Origin of the sequence: Mesorhizobium sp. M4A.F.Ca.ET.022.05.2.1 (assembly GCF_003998845.1) — a bacterium.
Taxonomy (GTDB): Bacteria; Pseudomonadota; Alphaproteobacteria; order Rhizobiales; family Rhizobiaceae; genus Mesorhizobium.
In genome coordinates, this window is record NZ_RZOJ01000031.1 from 1 (window position 1) to 17,305 (window position 17,305).

General features: G+C 63.8%; 16 protein-coding genes. 6 read left to right on the top strand and 10 right to left on the bottom strand.

From position 1 onward, the window contains the following. Positions 1-210 precede the first annotated feature (210 nt). On the bottom strand, positions 211-1,374 hold the full coding sequence (locus tag EN745_RS06005) for a M20 aminoacylase family protein (RefSeq protein ID WP_126058042.1): 1,164 nt from the start codon (positions 1,372-1,374) through the stop codon (positions 211-213). Positions 1,375-1,592: 218 nt separating this feature from the next. Between EN745_RS06005 and EN745_RS06010 the strand changes: the two genes are divergently transcribed. After that, positions 1,593-2,762, top strand: a complete 1,170-nt coding sequence (locus EN745_RS06010) for a D-alanyl-D-alanine carboxypeptidase family protein (protein WP_127420770.1) — start codon at positions 1,593-1,595, stop codon at positions 2,760-2,762. 4 nt (positions 2,763-2,766) lie between these two features. Beyond that, positions 2,767-3,891: a GTP-binding protein gene (locus tag EN745_RS06015; protein WP_127420771.1), complete on the top strand. Its 1,125-nt coding sequence runs from the start codon at positions 2,767-2,769 to the stop codon at positions 3,889-3,891. Between the two features lie 18 nt (positions 3,892-3,909). Here EN745_RS06015 and EN745_RS06020 read toward each other — a convergent pair whose 3' ends face one another. The 6 genes from EN745_RS06020 to EN745_RS06040 all read right to left on the bottom strand — a co-directional run bounded on the left by EN745_RS06020 (position 3,910) and on the right by EN745_RS06040 (position 8,247). Beyond that, positions 3,910-4,161: a sulfurtransferase TusA family protein gene (locus EN745_RS06020; RefSeq protein WP_127420772.1), complete on the bottom strand. Its 252-nt coding sequence runs from the start codon at positions 4,159-4,161 to the stop codon at positions 3,910-3,912. A gap of 53 nt (positions 4,162-4,214) precedes the next feature. Beyond that, positions 4,215-5,504, bottom strand: coding sequence for a murein L,D-transpeptidase family protein (locus EN745_RS06025; protein ID WP_127420773.1), 1,290 nt, complete (start codon positions 5,502-5,504; stop codon positions 4,215-4,217). A 254-nt stretch (positions 5,505-5,758) separates the two neighbouring features. Next, positions 5,759-5,887 carry a hypothetical protein gene (locus EN745_RS37440; RefSeq protein ID WP_281034760.1) on the bottom strand — a complete coding sequence of 43 codons (129 nt, stop codon included), beginning with the start codon at positions 5,885-5,887 and terminating at the stop codon, positions 5,759-5,761. 234 nt (positions 5,888-6,121) lie between these two features. Beyond that, positions 6,122-7,072, bottom strand: coding sequence for an acetyl-CoA carboxylase carboxyltransferase subunit alpha (locus tag EN745_RS06030; RefSeq protein WP_126058046.1), 951 nt, complete (start codon positions 7,070-7,072; stop codon positions 6,122-6,124). 100 nt (positions 7,073-7,172) lie between these two features. Next, entirely contained in the window at positions 7,173-8,084 is a 912-nt protein-coding gene (locus tag EN745_RS06035) for a site-specific tyrosine recombinase XerD (protein WP_126058047.1), read from the bottom strand. 10 nt (positions 8,085-8,094) lie between these two features. Further along, entirely contained in the window at positions 8,095-8,247 is a 153-nt protein-coding gene (locus tag EN745_RS06040) for a histidine kinase (RefSeq protein WP_126058048.1), read from the bottom strand. 252 nt (positions 8,248-8,499) lie between these two features. Here EN745_RS06040 and EN745_RS06045 point away from each other — a divergent pair, with 252 nt between their 5' ends. Genes EN745_RS06045 through EN745_RS06055 form a run of 3 tightly spaced genes read left to right on the top strand, consistent with a single transcriptional unit; the run spans position 8,500 to position 11,119 of the window. After that, a complete protein-coding gene (locus tag EN745_RS06045) occupies positions 8,500-9,111 on the top strand; it encodes a shikimate kinase (RefSeq protein ID WP_126058049.1) in 612 nt (203 codons plus the stop codon). Then, on the top strand, positions 9,108-10,229 hold the full coding sequence (gene aroB / locus EN745_RS06050; RefSeq protein ID WP_126058050.1) for a 3-dehydroquinate synthase: 1,122 nt from the start codon (positions 9,108-9,110) through the stop codon (positions 10,227-10,229). Before EN745_RS06045 ends, aroB begins: the two co-directional genes overlap by 4 nt. Beyond that, positions 10,226-11,119 (top strand): transporter associated domain-containing protein, encoded by an 894-nt coding sequence (locus EN745_RS06055; protein WP_126058051.1) that lies wholly within the window; start codon positions 10,226-10,228, stop codon positions 11,117-11,119. The genes aroB and EN745_RS06055 overlap by 4 nt, the downstream gene beginning before the upstream one ends. Positions 11,120-11,160: 41 nt before the next feature. Here the strand turns inward: EN745_RS06055 and EN745_RS06060 are convergent, their stop codons facing one another. The 3 genes from EN745_RS06060 to EN745_RS06070 are packed head-to-tail and all read right to left on the bottom strand — an operon-like array spanning position 11,161 to position 16,003. Beyond that, positions 11,161-12,711: a SpoVR family protein gene (locus EN745_RS06060; RefSeq protein WP_126058052.1), complete on the bottom strand. Its 1,551-nt coding sequence runs from the start codon at positions 12,709-12,711 to the stop codon at positions 11,161-11,163. Between the two features lie 11 nt (positions 12,712-12,722). Beyond that, positions 12,723-14,036 carry a YeaH/YhbH family protein gene (locus EN745_RS06065; protein WP_126058053.1) on the bottom strand — a complete coding sequence of 438 codons (1,314 nt, stop codon included), beginning with the start codon at positions 14,034-14,036 and terminating at the stop codon, positions 12,723-12,725. A 17-nt stretch (positions 14,037-14,053) separates the two neighbouring features. Continuing rightward, positions 14,054-16,003: a PrkA family serine protein kinase gene (locus tag EN745_RS06070; RefSeq protein ID WP_126058054.1), complete on the bottom strand. Its 1,950-nt coding sequence runs from the start codon at positions 16,001-16,003 to the stop codon at positions 14,054-14,056. A gap of 365 nt (positions 16,004-16,368) precedes the next feature. Here EN745_RS06070 and EN745_RS06075 point away from each other — a divergent pair, with 365 nt between their 5' ends. Further along, a complete protein-coding gene (locus tag EN745_RS06075; protein WP_127420774.1) occupies positions 16,369-17,181 on the top strand; it encodes an alpha/beta hydrolase in 813 nt (270 codons plus the stop codon). Positions 17,182-17,305 lie beyond the last annotated feature (124 nt).

Sequence of the window (17,305 nt, forward strand, 5' to 3'; positions counted from 1 at the left end):
TGTGACCTACAGATTAGGAATCTGCCGCTCTATCCTACTGAGCTACGGGACCACGCGGCCCGACACATAGCCGCTTCGGACCGGTTCGCCAAGAGGCGGACTGAAAGCAAAATCAGTCCGCCGTTTCGCAAAACTCACACTTGCCCCGACTTCTGCGCATGCCCGGCTACGGTCCGCGGAGGATCCACGTCCTTGCCGGGAACCGGCGCCTCAGGCGGCCAGAGCGGTCTCCGCGAGCTTCACCCAATAGCTCATGCCATGCGGAATGACCTCGTCGTTGAAATCGTAGGCCGGGTGGTGCAGGCCGGCCGTGTCGCCGTTGCCGATGAAGATGAAGGCGCCCGGCCGCGCTTCCAGCATGTAGGAGAAATCCTCGCCGCCCATCACCGGCTGGATGGAGCGGTGCACCTGTGAATTGCCAGCGATATCGGCGGCGACGTCGGCTGCAAAGACCGTCTCTTCCGCATGGTTGAAGGTGACCGGATAGTTGGGCTCGTAGTCGAAGGTGATGGTGGCGCCAAAGGCGGCGGCCAGGCCGTCGCAAAGGGCGCGAATGCGCTCCTCGGCCTTCTTGGCCACTTCCTTCTTCAGCGAGCGCACCGTGCCGGCGATCTCGGCGCTCTCGGGGATGACGTTGTAGGCGTCGCCGGCGTGGAATTTCGTCACCGACACCACCACCGACTCGACCGGGTCGGTGCTGCGCGAGGCGATCGTCTGCATCGCTCCGACAAGCTGGCTGGTGATGACGATCGGATCGATGGTGCCGTGCGGCATGGCCGCATGGCCGCCCCGGCCCTTGACGGTGATGGTGAATTCGGCGGTCGCCGCCATGATCGGGCCCGGCCTGATGGCGAACTGGCCGACCGGCAGGCCCGGCATGTTGTGCATGCCGAACACCTTGGAGATGCCGAAGCGTTCCATCATGCCGTCCTTGACCATCTCGTTGCCGCCGCCGCCGCCCTCCTCGGCCGGCTGGAAGATGACCGCGACCGAGCCGGTGAAATTGCGGGTTTCGGAGAGATATTTGGCGGCACCCAAAAGCATCGCCGTGTGGCCGTCATGGCCGCAGGCATGCATCTTGCCGGGAACAGTCGAGGCGTAGGGCTTGCCGGTGATTTCGTTGATAGGCAACGCGTCCATGTCGGCGCGCAGCCCAATCGTCGTGCCATCGCCGTTGCGGCCGCGGATGATGCCGACGACGCCGGTCTTGCCCAGGCCCGTCACCACCTCGTCGCAACCGAATTCCTTAAGCTTCCCGGTGACGAAGGCCGCCGTCTTGAAGACATCGAAGTTCAACTCCGGCGTCTGGTGCAGGTGGCGGCGCCAACCGGCGACCTCGTCTTGCATCTCGGCGGCGCGGTTCAAAATCGGCATGATGGTCCCATTTCATCGTTGGAGCAGCCAGTTGCAGCCTGCTGCATTATAGTTGTGATTGCCAGGCGCTTTGCCATGTTGACGTCACATAGGGTAAATAGCACCGCAACAATGCAGCCCGGGAAATCGAGGGCCGGGCCGCACCATGCTGGCGATCGCGTAACGAAATCTTACGGAGCCAGGGGCGACTACGGCAAGAGGCGATTTCGGATTCCATGATGCGGCACGGGCATTTCCTCAAACTATTGCTGGCCGGCGCGCTGGCCTTGCCGATGCTGGCGGGCGTCGCGCGCGCCAATCCTTTGATCCTGTTCGACCTGAAGAGTGGCAAGATCCTTGAGCACCAGGACGCTTTCAAGCGCTGGTACCCGGCGTCGCTGACCAAGCTGATGACGGCCTATGTGACGTTCCGGGCCATCGCCGCCGGTGAGGTCACGCTCGATTCGCCGATCAAGGTGACGAAGCATTCTGCCGGCGAGCCGCCCAGCAAGATGGGCTTCAAGCCGGGCTCGGTGATGCGGCTCGACAATGCGCTGAAGATGATGCTGGTCAAGTCGGCCAACGACATCGCCATGGCCGTTGGCGAAAATATCGGTGGCACGCAGGCGGCCTTCGCCGACCGGATGAACGCGGAAGCGGCGCGTCTCGGCATGACGGGAACACATTTCGTCAATCCGAACGGGCTCTATTCGCCGGACCAGTACACCACCGCGCGCGATCTCGCGCTGCTGGTGATGGCGATCCGCGGCGAGTTCCCGCAATACGCGCCCTGGTTCTCGATCGAGGGGCTCGCCGTCGGCAAGAAGGCGCTCCCCAACTACAATCTGTTGATCGGCCGCTATCCGGGCGCCGATGGCATGAAGACCGGTTTTGTCTGTTCCTCGGGCTTCAACATGATCGGCTCGGCGACGCGCAACGGTCGCACACTGGTCGCCGTGGTGCTTGGCGAGAAATCGGCGGTCAGCCGTGCCGAGACGGCGGCGAAGCTGCTCGACCAGGGCTTTGACACGCCGGCCACAGGGTCGACGACACTCGCCGCGCTGCCGTCCTATGGCGACACGATCTCGGCCAACGATTTGCATGACGAGATCTGCAAGAAGAAGACCAAGGCGGAGCAGTCGGAAGCAGCGCCCGCTCCGGCCAAGGATGCGCCGAAGTCGCCTTATCAGGTCAAGCTCGACCACCCAACCCTGGTCGCCGTCGGGCTCGGCGGCGCCGACGGGCCGACGCCGAAGGCGATGCTCGATCAGGCCGGCCAGGAATATGCTGACGTGCCGCTGCCGAGCTGGCGGCCCGACATTCCGGCGCCGACGGGCGCCGAACCGGCCGCAGCCGGGACGGCCGCGGCCGCCGCGCAGGGCGACCAGCCGGTCAAGGTCGCGAACTAGCCCGATGGGCGGCAGCTTTCCCATCCCGGTCTCGGTGCTCACCGGCTTCCTCGGCGCCGGCAAGACGACGCTGCTCAACCGGCTGCTGAAGGACCCGCAACTTACCGACACGGCGGTCATCATCAACGAGTTCGGCGAGGTGGCGATCGACCATCTGCTGGTCGAGCAGGCCTCAGACGGCATCATCCAGCTTTCCGACGGCTGCCTGTGCTGCACGGTGCGCGGCGAACTGGTCGATACGCTGGCCGACCTCGTCGACCGGCTGCAGACCGGCCGCATCGCCAGGCTGGCGCGTGTCGTGGTCGAAACCACCGGGCTTGCCGATCCGGCGCCGGTGCTGCAGTCGATCATGGCGCATCCGGCGCTGGTGCAGGCTTTCCGGCTCGACGGCGTGATCACTCTGGTCGATGCGGTCAACGGCAATGCAACCCTCGACGCTCATGTCGAGGCGGTGAAGCAGGTGGCGGTCGCCGACCGCATCGTGCTCACCAAGACCGACCTCGCCACCGATGCCGGCGATGTCGCGGCGTTGCGAGCGCGCCTGCGTCAGCTCAATCCCGGCGCCGTTCTGCTCGATGCCGATGACAGCGAAACCGGCGCCGCGGCGCTGTTCGACTGCGGGCTCTACAACCCCGAAACCAAATCGGCCGATGTGCAGCGCTGGCTGGGCGAAGAGGCTGGTCATCATCACCATGATCATGATGGCCACCACCACCATCATGGCGACGATCATCATCACGATCACCAGCATCGCCACGATTCGCGGGTGCGCTCGCATTCGCTGGTCCATGACGGTCCGGTGCCGTTCTCGGCGATCGAGATGTTTCTCGATCTGCTGCGCTCGACGCATGGCGAGAAGCTGCTGCGTATGAAAGGCGTCATCGAATTGCTGGAGGATCCGTCGCGGCCGCTGGTCATCCATGGCGTGCAGAAGATCCTGCACCCGCCGGCAAGGCTGCCGGCCTGGCCGGAGGGCAATCGCGGCACCAGGCTGGTGCTGATCACGCTCGACATGCCGGAGGACTATGTGCGCCGGCTGTTCGGCGCCTTCACCAACAGGCCGTCGATCGACACGCCCGACCGCGCGGCGCTGGAGGACAATCCGCTGGCCATAGCCGGGCGACGGTAAGGGGCCAGGACCGCAAACTCAGGCGGCGCCGCGCTCGACCAGGAAGCGATGGCCGCCGGACACCGCGGCCGTTTCGACGAGCTGATGGCCTGCGTCCGAGCAGAAGGCCGGAATGTCGATGACGGCAAGCGGATCGGTGGTTTCCAGCCAGAGCAGGCTGCCCGGCCGCATCGCGGCCAGACGCTTCTTCGCCTTGAGCACGGGGAGGGGACAGTTCAGCCCCTTGAGATCGTAGACGGCAGGGCGCCTGCTTTCTGTTTTTTCATGCATGTCGTTGTCCCAAACCGCCCCACACTTTTGGGCGACATGCATCAGCCAAAACCTCAGCCGCCGAACATGCCGAGCAGCTTCTTCTTCAGCTTCGTCACCGTGCCATCGTCGGCGCTCGCGGCCCGCGTTTCGGCTGCCGGCTCGGCCGCTTCGACGCCCGCGGTGGTGACCGGCTGCTGGGCAGCCTGCTTGGCGGCTTCCGCCTCGGCCAATGCCTGGGCCTTGGCAGCTTCCTTGGCGGCCTTGGCTGCCTGTATGGCCGCGAACCGCTGTTCCTCGGCCTTGCGCTTGGCTTCCTTCTCGGCGTCGAGCGCGGCCATCTTGCGGCCGAGCGGCGAATCGATACGGCCCATGCGCGCGGTCTCGGTCACCGAGCCGTCGCCGTTCATCGATGGCGGGTCGATCGGCACGCGCTCGCCGCGGGCGCGGCGCTTCGACCAGTCGGAAACGATGCTGGCTTCCTTGATGCCGGCAATCGTCGGCTTGGGCGCCGGCGCGCTGGACTTGACCGCGCCGTTGAAGGCCGAGTCATAGGTGCTCTGATAGGCGCTATAGGCGCTCTTCAGCGAATCCGGCTGCGTGGTGGCGGGGCAGGGCCCGGTGGGATCGAAGGTCGTGCCTTCGGGAGCCACTTGATTGAAGACGTAGCGCTTTTCGCAGACGTCGACCTTCGGCGGCACCTTGGTGATCTCGAAATTGTCGTAGCCGACCTTCAGCATCTTCCAGAAATCGTAGTTCGGGTCGTTGCGGTAGCGCGCCATGTTGGCGGCGGTCATGCGGAACGGAAAGGCCTGGATCTGGAACTCGGTCTGCCCGCCCTGGAAGGCATCGCGGCCGAAGGCGTAGATCTGCTCGATCTGGGCATCGGTCATCGAATAGCAGCCCGACGACGAGCAGGCGCCATGCACCATCAGGTTGGAGCCGGTGCGGCCATTGGCGCGGTCATAGGCGTTGGGATAGCCGATGTTGAAGGACAGATGGTAGTTCGAGCGCGGGTTCATCTGCGAGGGCCGGACCGTATAGAAGCCTTCCGGCGCCTGGCGGTCGCCTTCCGTGTACTTCGGCCCGAGCTTGCCCGACCATTTGCAGATGTCGTAGCTGGCCACCATCTCGTAGCGGCCATTGGTCTTGGCCTTCCAGATCTCCAGCTTGCCCTCTTCCTTGAAGATACGGGCCATCACCGACGAGGTGCGGACCATGCCCTTGGCCTTCATGTCGGCCAGGATCTTGTCCGGCAGCGGCTTGTTGGCCTCCGGCGCGAAATCCTTCATCGAGGAATCGTTGCAGCCGGCGACGCCGATGGCGGCGATCAGGACTCCGGTGCGGGCAAGCTTGGCAAACATGGTACGGCTTAGTCTTTCCCTCGGGCCACGGGTTCAACCGCCAGGCCCGCACGCTGAACATGAGCGGACCGTAAGCCCGTTAACCTTGAAAAATCCTTACCGCAAGCCTCGAACGACCCCTCGCGGCAATTTCATTGAGCCGAACGCGGCGGCATTTTTGTGGCGGAATCGTGCCCGTACACCACTTTGCCGCGTAGCGGCCGAAGCTATTCCAGGGCGATCAGTCGTTTTGACAGAAACGGATTTGACGGGGACTAGTTGACGTCGGTGCCAGTGCCATTGCTGTTGCCGTTTTCCACTTGCGGCTGGGAAGTCGCTTGTTGGGCCGTCAGTGCTTGCAGGCGGGCCGCTTTGATCAGCGTGGGTTTCTCGTATTTCTTCATTTCAAATCCCCCGAAACGAGAAGCTTAATTAGCAGCCGTTAAAGCAAAGTGTCTATGGCGGCCCTGCTCCGAACCACCGGATCGCCGCCTGGACCACCGATGTGGGTGGCGCCTTCCGAAGGGAAAACCGTTCCAAACGTTTGATGGAACTGCCCGGATATAAGGCGCGTCGGGCTGAAACGGAGTTAGGCGATGCGCCTTAAGCCCTCCCAGAACCGCCCACATTTCCGGGCACTAGAGGCTGCGGCCCATGGCCAGGTATTTCTCGCGACGCTGCTCACGGAAATCGGTGTTGGCGCCGGCAAAATCCTTCATCGTCTTGGCTATGAGGTCGCCGGTGGCGGCGATCACCGTCTCCGGCGCCCGATGGGCGCCGCCGAGCGGCTCGGGGACGATGGCGTCGATGATCTTCATTTCGTAAAGATCCTGGGCGGTGATCTTCATATTGGTCGCCGCGTCCCTGGAGCGGGTGGTGTCGCGCCACAGGATCGAGGCTGCGCCCTCCGGCGAGATCACCGAATAGATCGCATGCTCCAGCATGTAGACCCGATTGGCGGTGGCGATGGCGATGGCGCCGCCCGAACCGCCTTCGCCGATCACCACCGAGATCGACGGTACCTTGAGGGCCAGACAGGCCGAGGTCGAGCGGGCAATCGCCTCGGCCTGGCCGCGTTCCTCGGCGCCGACGCCGGGATAGGCGCCGGCGGTGTCGACCAGCGTCAGAAGCGGAATCTTGAAGCGGTCGGCAAGCTCCATCAGCCGCACCGCCTTGCGGTAGCCTTCCGGCCGCACCGAGCCGAAATTGTGCTTCAGCCGGCTCGCCGTGTCCGAGCCCTTCTCCTGGCCGATCACCGCCACCGGCTCGCCTCGGAAGCGGGCGAAGCCGCCGACGATCGCCTGATCCTCGCCGAAATTGCGGTCGCCGGCGAGCGGCGTGAAATCGCTGAGCAGGCCCTTGATGTAGTCGACGCAATGCGGCCTGTCGGGATGGCGCGCCACCTGCACCTTCTGCCAGGGCGTCAGCGCCTTGTAGGCCTCGCGCAGCGCATCGCGCGAGCGCTTCTCCAGCCGGCTGATCTCGTCGCCGACATCGACGGCCTCGCCGTTCTCGGCAAGCTTCTTCAGTTCCAGGATCTTGCCTTCGAGATCCTGCACCGGCTTTTCGAAATCGAGGTAGTTGTACATTCTTGAGCGGACCGACAGTTCGGAAGGCAATGGCTGGCGAAACCCTCGAAAACAGGGGCCCCGGGCGATGGAACGTCGCCCTCACATAGCGACATGAGGCCTAGTCGGCAAGCGGATGATGATCATTGACCAGCCGCACCAGCCGCTCTTCCAGCACATGGGTGTAGATCTGGGTGGTGGAGATGTCGGCGTGGCCGAGCAGCTGCTGCACGGCCCTGAGATCGGCGCCGTTCTGCAGGAGGTGGCTGGCGAAGGCGTGGCGCAGCACATGCGGCGAGATCTTGGCCGAGGCGATGCCGGCCCTTGCGGCAAGCCCTTTGAGGTCGCGGGCGAAGACCTGACGGGAGAGGTGGCCGGTGTCGGAGGCGGCCGGAAACAGGAAGGGGCTGGCGGCGAGGGCCGGCCGCTCTGCCCTGGCGGCAAGCCAGGCCCGCATGGCGGCGCGCGCCTTGGCCGAGAGCGGCACCATGCGCTCCTTGTCGCCCTTGCCGCGCACCATGAAGAAGCGGTCATCGCGCAGCGCCACCGTCACCGGCAGGCCGACCAGTTCGGAAACGCGCAGGCCGGTGGCGTAGAGCACCTCAACCAGTGCATGCAGGCGCAGCCGCGCCGGACGGTCGCCGCCGTCGGCGTCGCCCGCTTCGGTAGCGGCGCGGTCGATCAGCCGGCCGGTCTCGGCCTCACTCATCGTCTTCGGCAGCGGACGGCCCTTCCTCGGACTGTCCAGCGTGCCGGTCGGGTCGTCGCCACGCAGGCCCTCGGCGTAGAGGAACTTGAAGAATTGGCGGATGGCCGACAGTTTGCGCGCCTGCGAGGTGGCGGCGAAGCCGCGCGCGGCGATATCGTCGAGATAGGCGCGGATGTCGGCGGCGGCCGCGCCCGCGAGCCCGCCGCTGATTGCCATCGAAGCGTCTTCCAGGTCGCGGCGGTAGGAGGACAGCGTGTTTTCGGCCGCGCCCCGCTCGGCGCTCATCATCTCCAGGAAGGCCTCGATGCGCGCCGCGCTGTTCATGTCGTTGGCGTCAGTTCTTCTTGGGGTTCAGCTTTTCGGGCGGGATGCGCACGCTCATTTCGGCCTTTTTCGGCTCGACGAACATGGCCAGCGCGAACATCGTGCCATAGGCAATGCCGGCCAGAATCGTCAGCGTCACGACAAAGCGAAACAGTGTCGGCATCAATATGCGCCCGTCTCTTGTTCTGCATTTCCAAACCCTGTGCCCTTATGGGACGCCAATCCGGCCAATTCAAGGTAGAAGCCTGTTGTCCTAACGCAGGTCCTTGCCGGCAAACCGTATAACACTTTCCGGGACCTGCTTGTTTTGGCGCAGGTCCTGTTCGGAAAACCGCTGACACTTTTCCGGGACCTGCTTGCCGTGCTTGACGCAAACAGGCTTTTGATGTCGATAACGCCGACAAAGAGGGCTCGTATGAACGCGCTACAAGCAAATCCTCCCGGCGAGGGCCATGCCGAGCTGCTGGAGCGGCTGGGCAGCCGCTCCATCGTCTTCGTCGGCCTGATGGGCGCCGGCAAGACGGCGATCGGCCGCAAGGTGGCGGCGATGCTTTCGCTGCCCTTCATCGACAGCGACCAGGAGATCGAAAGCGTGTCGCGCATGACCGTGCCCGAGCTGTTCGAGCGCTATGGCGAGACCGAATTCCGTGCCTTGGAGCAGCGCGTCATCCTGCGCCTCCTGGAAAACGGCCCGCAGGTGCTGTCGACCGGTGGCGGCGCCTTCATGAACGCGCAGACGCGCGAGGCGATCGCCACGCATGGCGTCTCGGTGTGGCTCAAGGCCGAGCTCGATTTGTTGATGGAGCGCGTATCCAAGAAGCAGAACCGGCCATTGCTCAAAAGCCCTGATCCACGCGCCGTGCTCGAGCGGCTGATGGGCGAGCGGTATCCCGTATATGCCACATCGGACATCACCGTGCCGACCCGCGACGACCGCAAGGAGGTCATCGCCTTCGAAGTGGTCGCGGCGCTGTGCGGCCATTTTGGCGTTGCGCTTGTACAAGCCAGCGACGAGGCCCGGCCATGAGCGACGTCGCACCCGTCACCGTCGAAGTCGGCCTTGGCGATCGTGCCTACGACATAATGATCGGTCCCGGCCTGCTGTCCGGCGCTGGCCTGGAGATTTCGCGCCGCTTGCCGGGCAGGCGCGCGGCCGTGATCACGGATGAGAACGTCGCCGCTGCGCATCTCGAAACGCTGAAGGCCGGCCTCGGGACGGGCGGCATCCAGGCGGCCGTCATCACGCTGCCGGCCGGCGAAAAGACCAAGAGCTTTGCGCATCTCGAAGAGGTGGTCGACGGGGTGCTCGCCGCCAAACTGGAACGCGGCGACGTCGTCATCGCGCTAGGGGGCGGCGTCATCGGCGACCTCGCCGGTTTCGCCGCCGGCATCGTGCGGCGCGGCATGAAATTCGTGCAGATCCCGACATCGCTGCTGGCGCAGGTCGATTCCTCCGTCGGCGGCAAGACCGGCATCAACAGCGCGCGCGGCAAGAACCTCGTCGGCGTCTTCCATCAGCCGAGGCTGGTGCTGGCCGACACCGGCGTGCTCGACACGCTGCCGATCCGCGAATTCCGCGCCGGCTATGCCGAGCTCGCCAAATACGGGCTGATCGACCGCCCCGACTTCTTCGCCTGGCTGGAGGCGAACTGGCAGGACGTGTTCGCCGGCGGTCCGGCGCGCACGCAAGCGATCGCCGAGGCCTGCCGCGCCAAGGCCGATGTCGTCGCCCGCGACGAGTTCGAGACCGGCGACCGCGCACTGCTCAATCTCGGCCATACGTTCGGCCACGCGCTGGAAGCCGCGACGCACTATGACGGCGCCCGGCTCGTCCACGGCGAGGGAGTCGCCATCGGCATGGCGCTGGCGCATCGCTTCTCGGCGCGGCTCAACCTAGCGAGCCCGGACGATGCGGCGCGCGTCGAGGCGCATCTTCGCGCCGTCGGCCTGCCGTGGCGGATGGCCGACATCCCCGGCGAACTGCCCGACGCCGAAGCGCTGCTTGGCTTCATCGCCCAGGACAAGAAGGTGTCGCGCGGCGCGCTGACCTTCATCCTGACGCGCGGAGTCGGCCAGGCCTTCATCGCCAGGGACGTGCCGGCGTCGGAAGTGCTTGGCTTCCTTGCTGAAAACCACCCGGGATGAACGAGGCTGGCTGGATCGCCGCGGCCGTCCTTGCCGGCTCCATGCTGCTGGCCTTGCTCTTTCGCGCCCGCCTGCTCGCTGCCTTCGGCCACGAATTGCGGCGCGTCGATCCGCAACGTCCGGCGCATGACGAGCCGCGCGAGGCGGCCGACGATTTCCGCCGTGACGGCCAGGCGCCACGAGAGGAACGCAATCGTCTGGAGGGACTGTTCGACCTCGAGGAACTCGAAGTGTCCGACGTCATGGTCCACCGCACCAACATGCGCTCGGTCAATGCCGACAATGCATCGGAAGCGGTGGTGCGCGAGATCCTGAACAGCCCGCATACCCGCATGCCGTTGTGGAAGGGCTCGCTCGACAACATCGTCGGCGTGCTGCACGCCAAGGACCTGCTGAGGGCGCTGAACGAGGTCGGCAACGACTTTTCCAGGATCGACGTGATGAAGATCGCGTCGAAGCCCTGGTTCGTGCCGGACACCACCACCTTGCAGGACCAGCTCAACGCCTTCCTGCGCCGCAAGGCGCATTTCGCCATCGTCGTCGACGAATATGGCGAAGTGGAAGGGCTGGTGACGCTGGAGGATATCATCGAGGAGATTGTCGGCGAGATCGCCGACGAGCACGACGTCGACATCCAGGGCGTTAAGCAGGAGGCCGACGGCTCGGTCGTCGTCGACGGCACGGTGCCGATCCGCGATCTCAACCGGGCGCTCGACTGGAACCTGCCGGACGAGGAGGCCACCACGATTGCCGGCCTCGTCATCCACGAGACCCAGTCGATCCCCGATGAAAAACAGGCCTTTACCTTCCACGGCAAGCGCTTCGTAGTCATGAAGCGCGACAAGAACCGCATCGCCAGGCTGCGGATAAAGCCGGCCGGCGACGCCTGAAAATCAGGTAGGTCGGCGCGGCGCGGCGTCTGCCTCCGGCGCTATTCCACGATCTCCCTGGTCGAGCGCTCGTGCAGCGTCGCGCCTGTTTCGGCGTCGACCGCCGCAAGACTGACCTCGTAGCCCCAGAGGCTGCGGATATGGCGCAAGGTCGCGTCGCGGCTGCCTTCGTCCAGGAGGATACCGGCCTTCACCTTGTGCTGCAGCCGCAGTTGCCTGTCGCCGCGCAGGTCGACATCGACAATCTGGATGTCGGGCCTGTTCGCCCCCACGTCGTAGCTGTGGGCCAGGCCGCTGCGTATCTTCTCATAGCCGCGCTCGTTGTGGATCGATGCGACCTCCAGATGCGGTTCGTCGGCTCGATCGGCAAGCACGAAGAGCCGCCATTTCCGGATCAGGGTTGGGCTGAGGTACTGGCGGATGAAGGATTCATCGCGATGGTCGGCCCATGCCTCGAGCAGCGTCTCGCGCCAGTCGCCGCGGCCCGCAATGTCGGGAAACCAGTCGCGGTCCTCCGCCGTCGGCTCGGTAGAGATGCGCCGTATGTCCTGCATCATGTCGAGACCGAGCGCGTAGGGATTGATGCCGGAAAAGCGGGGATCGTCGAAACCAGGCTGGAAGACCACATTGGCATGGTTGCGCAGGATTTCGAGCATGGCGCCCTCGCCGATCAGCCCGCGATCGAACAACAGGTTCATCAGCGTGTGGTGCACGAAAGTGGCGCAACCCTCGTTCATCACCTGGGTTTGCCGCTGCGGGTAGAAATATTGCGCGATGATGCGGACGATGCGGACGATTTCGCGCTGCCACGGTTCCAGCACAAGGCTGTTCTTCTCGAGGAAATAGAGCAGGTTCTCCTCGGGCAGATTGAGCGACTTCTTCCGTTCGGCCAGGCTTTCGTCCTTCTCGCCGGTCTTGCCGGTCTCCTGCGAGGCCGGCAGCGTGCGCCACAGATCGTTGTAGGAGCGCTCCTCGTATTCGAGGCGCTCGCGCAGGCCTTCGCGCTGCCGCTCCGACGACAGCTTGGGCGGCCGGCGGTAGCGGAACACGCCCTGTTCCATCAACGCATGCGCCGAATCGAGGACCGCCTCGACCGCCGCGAGGCCGTGCCGCTCCTCGCAGCGGGCGATATAGCCCTTGGCGAAGTCGAGATAGCTCAGGATCGCCCCGGCGTCGGTCCACTGCCGGAACAGGTGATTGTTCTTGAAAAAATGATTGTGCCCAAGCGCCGCGTGCGCCGTAACCAGGGCCTGCAACGCCATGGTGTTCTCCTCCATCAGGTAGACGATGCAGGGATTGGAGTTGATGACCAGTTCATAGGCCAGACCGCGACCGCCCTTGCGGTAGAGAAGGTCGTGATGAAGGAAGTGCTTGCCGAACGACCAATGGCGATACATCAGTGGCATGCCTATCGATGAATAGGCGTCGAGCATCTGCTGGGACGAGATGATCTCCATCTGAACCGGATAGATATCGAGGTGGAGTTCTTCCAGCGCGATCGCCTCGATCGCGTCATAGGCCCGCGACAGCGTCTTGAAGTCCCAATCGGATCCGGAAAACAGCAAAGCTGGTTTGCCTGCCTGCCTGGCCATTTGCACCCCTCTCAAGCGCTCTTGCGGGCAGCTGGCTGCCTTGCGAAGAGCTGGCGGAAGACCGGGTAGATGTCGGCCGGAGTGGCGATGCGGGTCATCTGGAAGTTCGGCCATTTCTGCGCGACGACGCTGTAGGCGCGCCACAGCGACGTCCCGTTTTCGGTGGCTCCGAAAATATGGCTCTCGCGTTCGTCGATGATCTCGACATAGGCGAAATATTGGCAAAGACGCATGAGCGCGCCGTCGAGCAAAGCTATGCAGCGTTCCGAATCGGTGGCGAAATTGTCACCGTCCGAAGCCTGGGCGGCGTAGATGTTCCACTCGTTGGCCGGGTAGCGTTCTTCGATGACGCGGCGCATTTCGTCGAGCGCCGTGGAAACGACGGTGCCGCCGCTTTGCGTGCAATGGAAGAAGGTTTCCTCGTCCACCTCCTGGGCCTCGTGGGTGTGGCGGATGAAGACCACCTCGGTGCGCTCGTAGCGCCGTTTCAAGAACAGATGCAGAAGCACGAAGAAGCGTTTGGCCAGATCCTTCTCGCGCTCACCCATCGATCCGGACACATCCATCAGGCAGAACATCACGGCACTGGCATTCGGGAGCGGCCGGGGATCGAAGCGATTGAAGCGGATGTCGATCGGATCGACATAGGCGATGCGTTTGCGGCGGCGCTCCAGCCGTTCGAACTCCTTGCGCAAATCCGCGACACGCAGACGCGTCGCTGCGCTGGCCGGCTGAGAGTCCAGCGCGGCGATCTGCCCGGCGATGGCATCCACGTCCGCCTGCTTCGGCCGCCTCAACGCTATGCGGCGGCCATGACTGTTGCGCATCGTACGCGCGACGTTGATGTTGGTCGGCGAACCAGTTGTCGCGAAGCCGGCGCGCTGCGACTTGAAGGCGAGGATTTCCTTGAGGTTGAGCTTGACCATGTCGGGCAGTTCGAGATCCTCGAAAAACAGATCGAGAACCTCCTCACGCGACAGCACGAAACGGAAATCGTCTTCCGAGACTGTGTCGCCCGGAGACGACGACCCGGCGCCGCCGCCCTGGCCGGGTTTGGGGATAAGGTCTCCCGGAGAGAAACTCTTGTTGCCCGGCAGGATGTGCTGGCGCCGCCCGCTGTTCCTGGCATCGTTGAAGCTCGGCTCACCGGTGCCTTTTTCCGGCATCGGCACGGCATATTCCCTGTCCGCCTCGGCGATCCGGCCGGTGCGTATGCGGTCGCGTATGCTGCGCTTCAGTTCTTCCCGCGCGCGCCGGAGGAAGCGCTGGCGATTGCCCAAGCTCTTGTCCTTGGGATTCAGGCGGCGGTCGATGAAGATCGGCATGGAACCCCCGGGCGTTCTCAACCCGCCTTGTTCACCCGCATGTACCAGTCCACCAGCCGACGCACCTGACGCTGGGTGTAGCCACGCTCGACCATGCGCTGCACGAATTCATTGTGCCGCTTCTCGGTGACGCTGTCCTGCTTGGAGCCGAAGCTGATCACCGGCAGAAGGTCTTCGACCTGGCCGAACATGCGCTTTTCGATGACCTCGCGCAGCTTTTCATAGCTTGTCCACGACGGGTTGCGACCGTGATTGCGCGCCCGGGCTCGCAAGGTGAATTTCACCACTTCGTTGCGGAAGTCCTTGGGATTGGCGATGCCGGCCGGCTTTTCGATCTGTGACAATTCGTTGTCCAGCACCTCGCGGTTGAGGATCTGGCCGGTGTCGGGATCCTTGTAGTCCTGGTCCTCGATCCAGGCATCGGCATAGGCGATGTAGCGGTCGAACAGGTTCTGGCCGTATTCGCTGTAGGACTCCAGATAGGCCTTCTGGATCTCGTGGCCGATGAATTCGGCATAGCGCGTGGCGAGTTCAGACTTGGTGAACTCGAGATAGGCGGCTTCCGTCTGCTTCGGAAATTGCTCCCGCTTGATCGCCTCCTCCAGGATGTACATCAGGTGAACAGGATCGGCGGCCACTTCCTTGGTGTCGTAGTTGAAGGTCTGCGACAGGATCTTGAAGGCAAAGCGCGTGCTGACGCCGGTCATGCCCTCGTCGACGCCGGCGGCGTCGCGGTATTCCTGCACCGACTTCGCCTTCGGGTCGATCTCCTTCAGGCTCTCGCCGTCATAGGCGCGCATCTTGGTGTAGCGCGGTGAATTATCGTGCTCGGCCAGGCGCGTCGAGACGGTGAAGCGGCTCAGAATATCGAGAACTTCCGGAGCGCAGGGGCTGGCCGCCAATTCGCTTTCGCGCAGCAGCTTCTCGTAGATCTGCCTCTCTTCGGTAACCCGCAGGCAATAGGGAACCTTGACCACAAGGATGCGATCGAGAAACGCCTCGTTGTTCTTGTTGTTCTTGAACTGCTGCCATTCTGATTCGTTGGAATGCGCCACGACGATGCCCTGGTAGGGGAAGGCGCCGAAATTCTCGGTGCCGTTGTAGCTACCCTCCTGCGTGGCGGTCAGCAGCGGATGCAGGACCTTGATCGGCGCCTTGAACATCTCGACGAATTCGAGCAGGCCCTGCGTCGTGCGATTGAGCCCGCCGCTGTAGGAATAGGCGTCCGGGTCGGACTGGCTGAAATTCTCCAACTGCCGGATGTCGACCTTGCCGACCAGAGCCGAAACATCCTGGTTGTTCTCGTCTCCCGGCTCGGTTTTGGCAATGCAGATCTGGCGCAGCCGCGACGGCATCAGCTTGACGACGCTGAATTTGGAGATGTCTCCGGACAATTCGTCGAGGCGCTTGGCCGCCCATGGCGAAATCAGCCCGTTCAGCCGGCGGCGGGCTATCCCGTATTTGTCCTCCAGCAGGTCGCCCATGTGGTCGGGGTTGAAAAGGCCGAGCGGCGATTCGAAAACGGGGCTGATCTGGTTGCCGGCCTTCAGCGTGTAGATCGGCCGCTGCTCCATGAGCTTCTTCAATCGCTCGGCGAGTGATGACTTGCCGCCGCCGACAGGACCGAGCAGATAGAGAATCTGCTTGCGCTCCTCGAGCCCCTGGGAGGCATAGCGGAAATAGCCGGCGATACGCTCGATCGTATCCTCCATGCCATAGAAATCGGCGAAGGACGGATAAACCTTGACGGTCCGGTTGGAGAAAATGCGGCCGAGCCGCTCGTCCTTGCTGGTGTCGATCAGGTTTGGCTGGCCAATCGCCGCGACCATCCTTTCGGGCGCCGAGGCATACATCGATTTGTCTTCGCGGCAGGCAAGGAGGAATTGCTGGAGGCTGATCTCTTCCTGTGCGGCATTGGTATAGATCTCCGAGAACAGGTCGAAGACGTCGGATTGGTTCTCGCGCATGATTATGTGCCCTCGGAGCCGCTCTGGCTGCCAGTCGGCTCATCACATATTCAACTGCCGGAAAGCGTTGTTGGTTCCCTCCAATTGAAGAAGAACACGTGCAATCTGGCGTTGACCTCCGGCAAGGCACCCGATGTGGCCGAAATGCCTGCCTGTAGAATAACGTGGTGATTGCCAGTCTACCTTCAAGGGTAAATTTCGATTGGTTTTCGCATTCGCATCTCGCAGCCGGGATTCAGGGGCAAGCACGAATGCCCGGACGTCGCCTCGCCGCCGTACTTTCAAGCTCAGGTCATTACCAATCCTTAACTGGACGCCTGTGGCGCGCATGTGCACTCTGCCAATGAAAACGGCCGGAGGTGGTGATGATCGATCGGCGCAGTCTCATCATGGCATCGATGGCGGCACTGATGCCCGCTGGGGCATTCGCCGCGCAGCATCTCAGCCAGCCCACGCGGCAGAGCTTCGACTACGGCCCGGCCAGGCTCGATATCTACACGCGCGACGGCTTCAGGGGCCGGCCTGTCGTCTTCTTCATCCACGGCGGTGCGTGGCGGATCGGCAACCGCAACAACGTCGACGCCAAGCCCGGCTTCCTGCTCGACAACGGCTTCCTGTTCGTCTCGATCGACTATCGCATGCTGCCCGAGGCCAACGTGGCCATCCAGGCCGGCGATGTCGAGAAGGCCTATGCCTATGTGCGGGCCAACATCGCCAAATATGGTGGCGACCCCGACCGCATCGCGGTGATGGGCCATTCGGCCGGCTGCCATCTGGCGGCACTGACCGGCCTGCGCGGCGGATTGCCCGGCGTCGCCGCGCTGGTGCTCGATGATACCGAAGCCTACGACATCGAGGCACTGGCCAAGGCGCAGGGCGGCAGGCTGCGGCCGATCTACGCGCAGGCCTTCCCCGACCCGGCCCGATGGCGCGCGCTGTCGCCAGCGACCTATATCGGGAGCGGCAAGCATCCGCCTGTCTTCGTCGCCTATTCGAAAGCGCCGATCCGCGCGGTCGCCGCCCGCGCCTTCACCGATCGGCTGCGGGTGGCCGGCACAAAGGTCACGCTGTTCGACGGCAGCGCCTATCCGCACATGGCGATCAACCGCCGCTTCGGCGAGGAGGGCGATGCGTTGACCGGCGCGGCGATGGCGTTCCTGAAGGCGGCGGTCGCCTGACTTCACCGGCTCGCCCGCCTCACCTATGCGGCTGCGTTCGCAGGCAGGGCCGCGCTCCCTAGCCAAACTGGATCACGTCAAAGTCCGCGGCAGGACATTGCAGCTTGAGCGCTAGTGGTTTCAG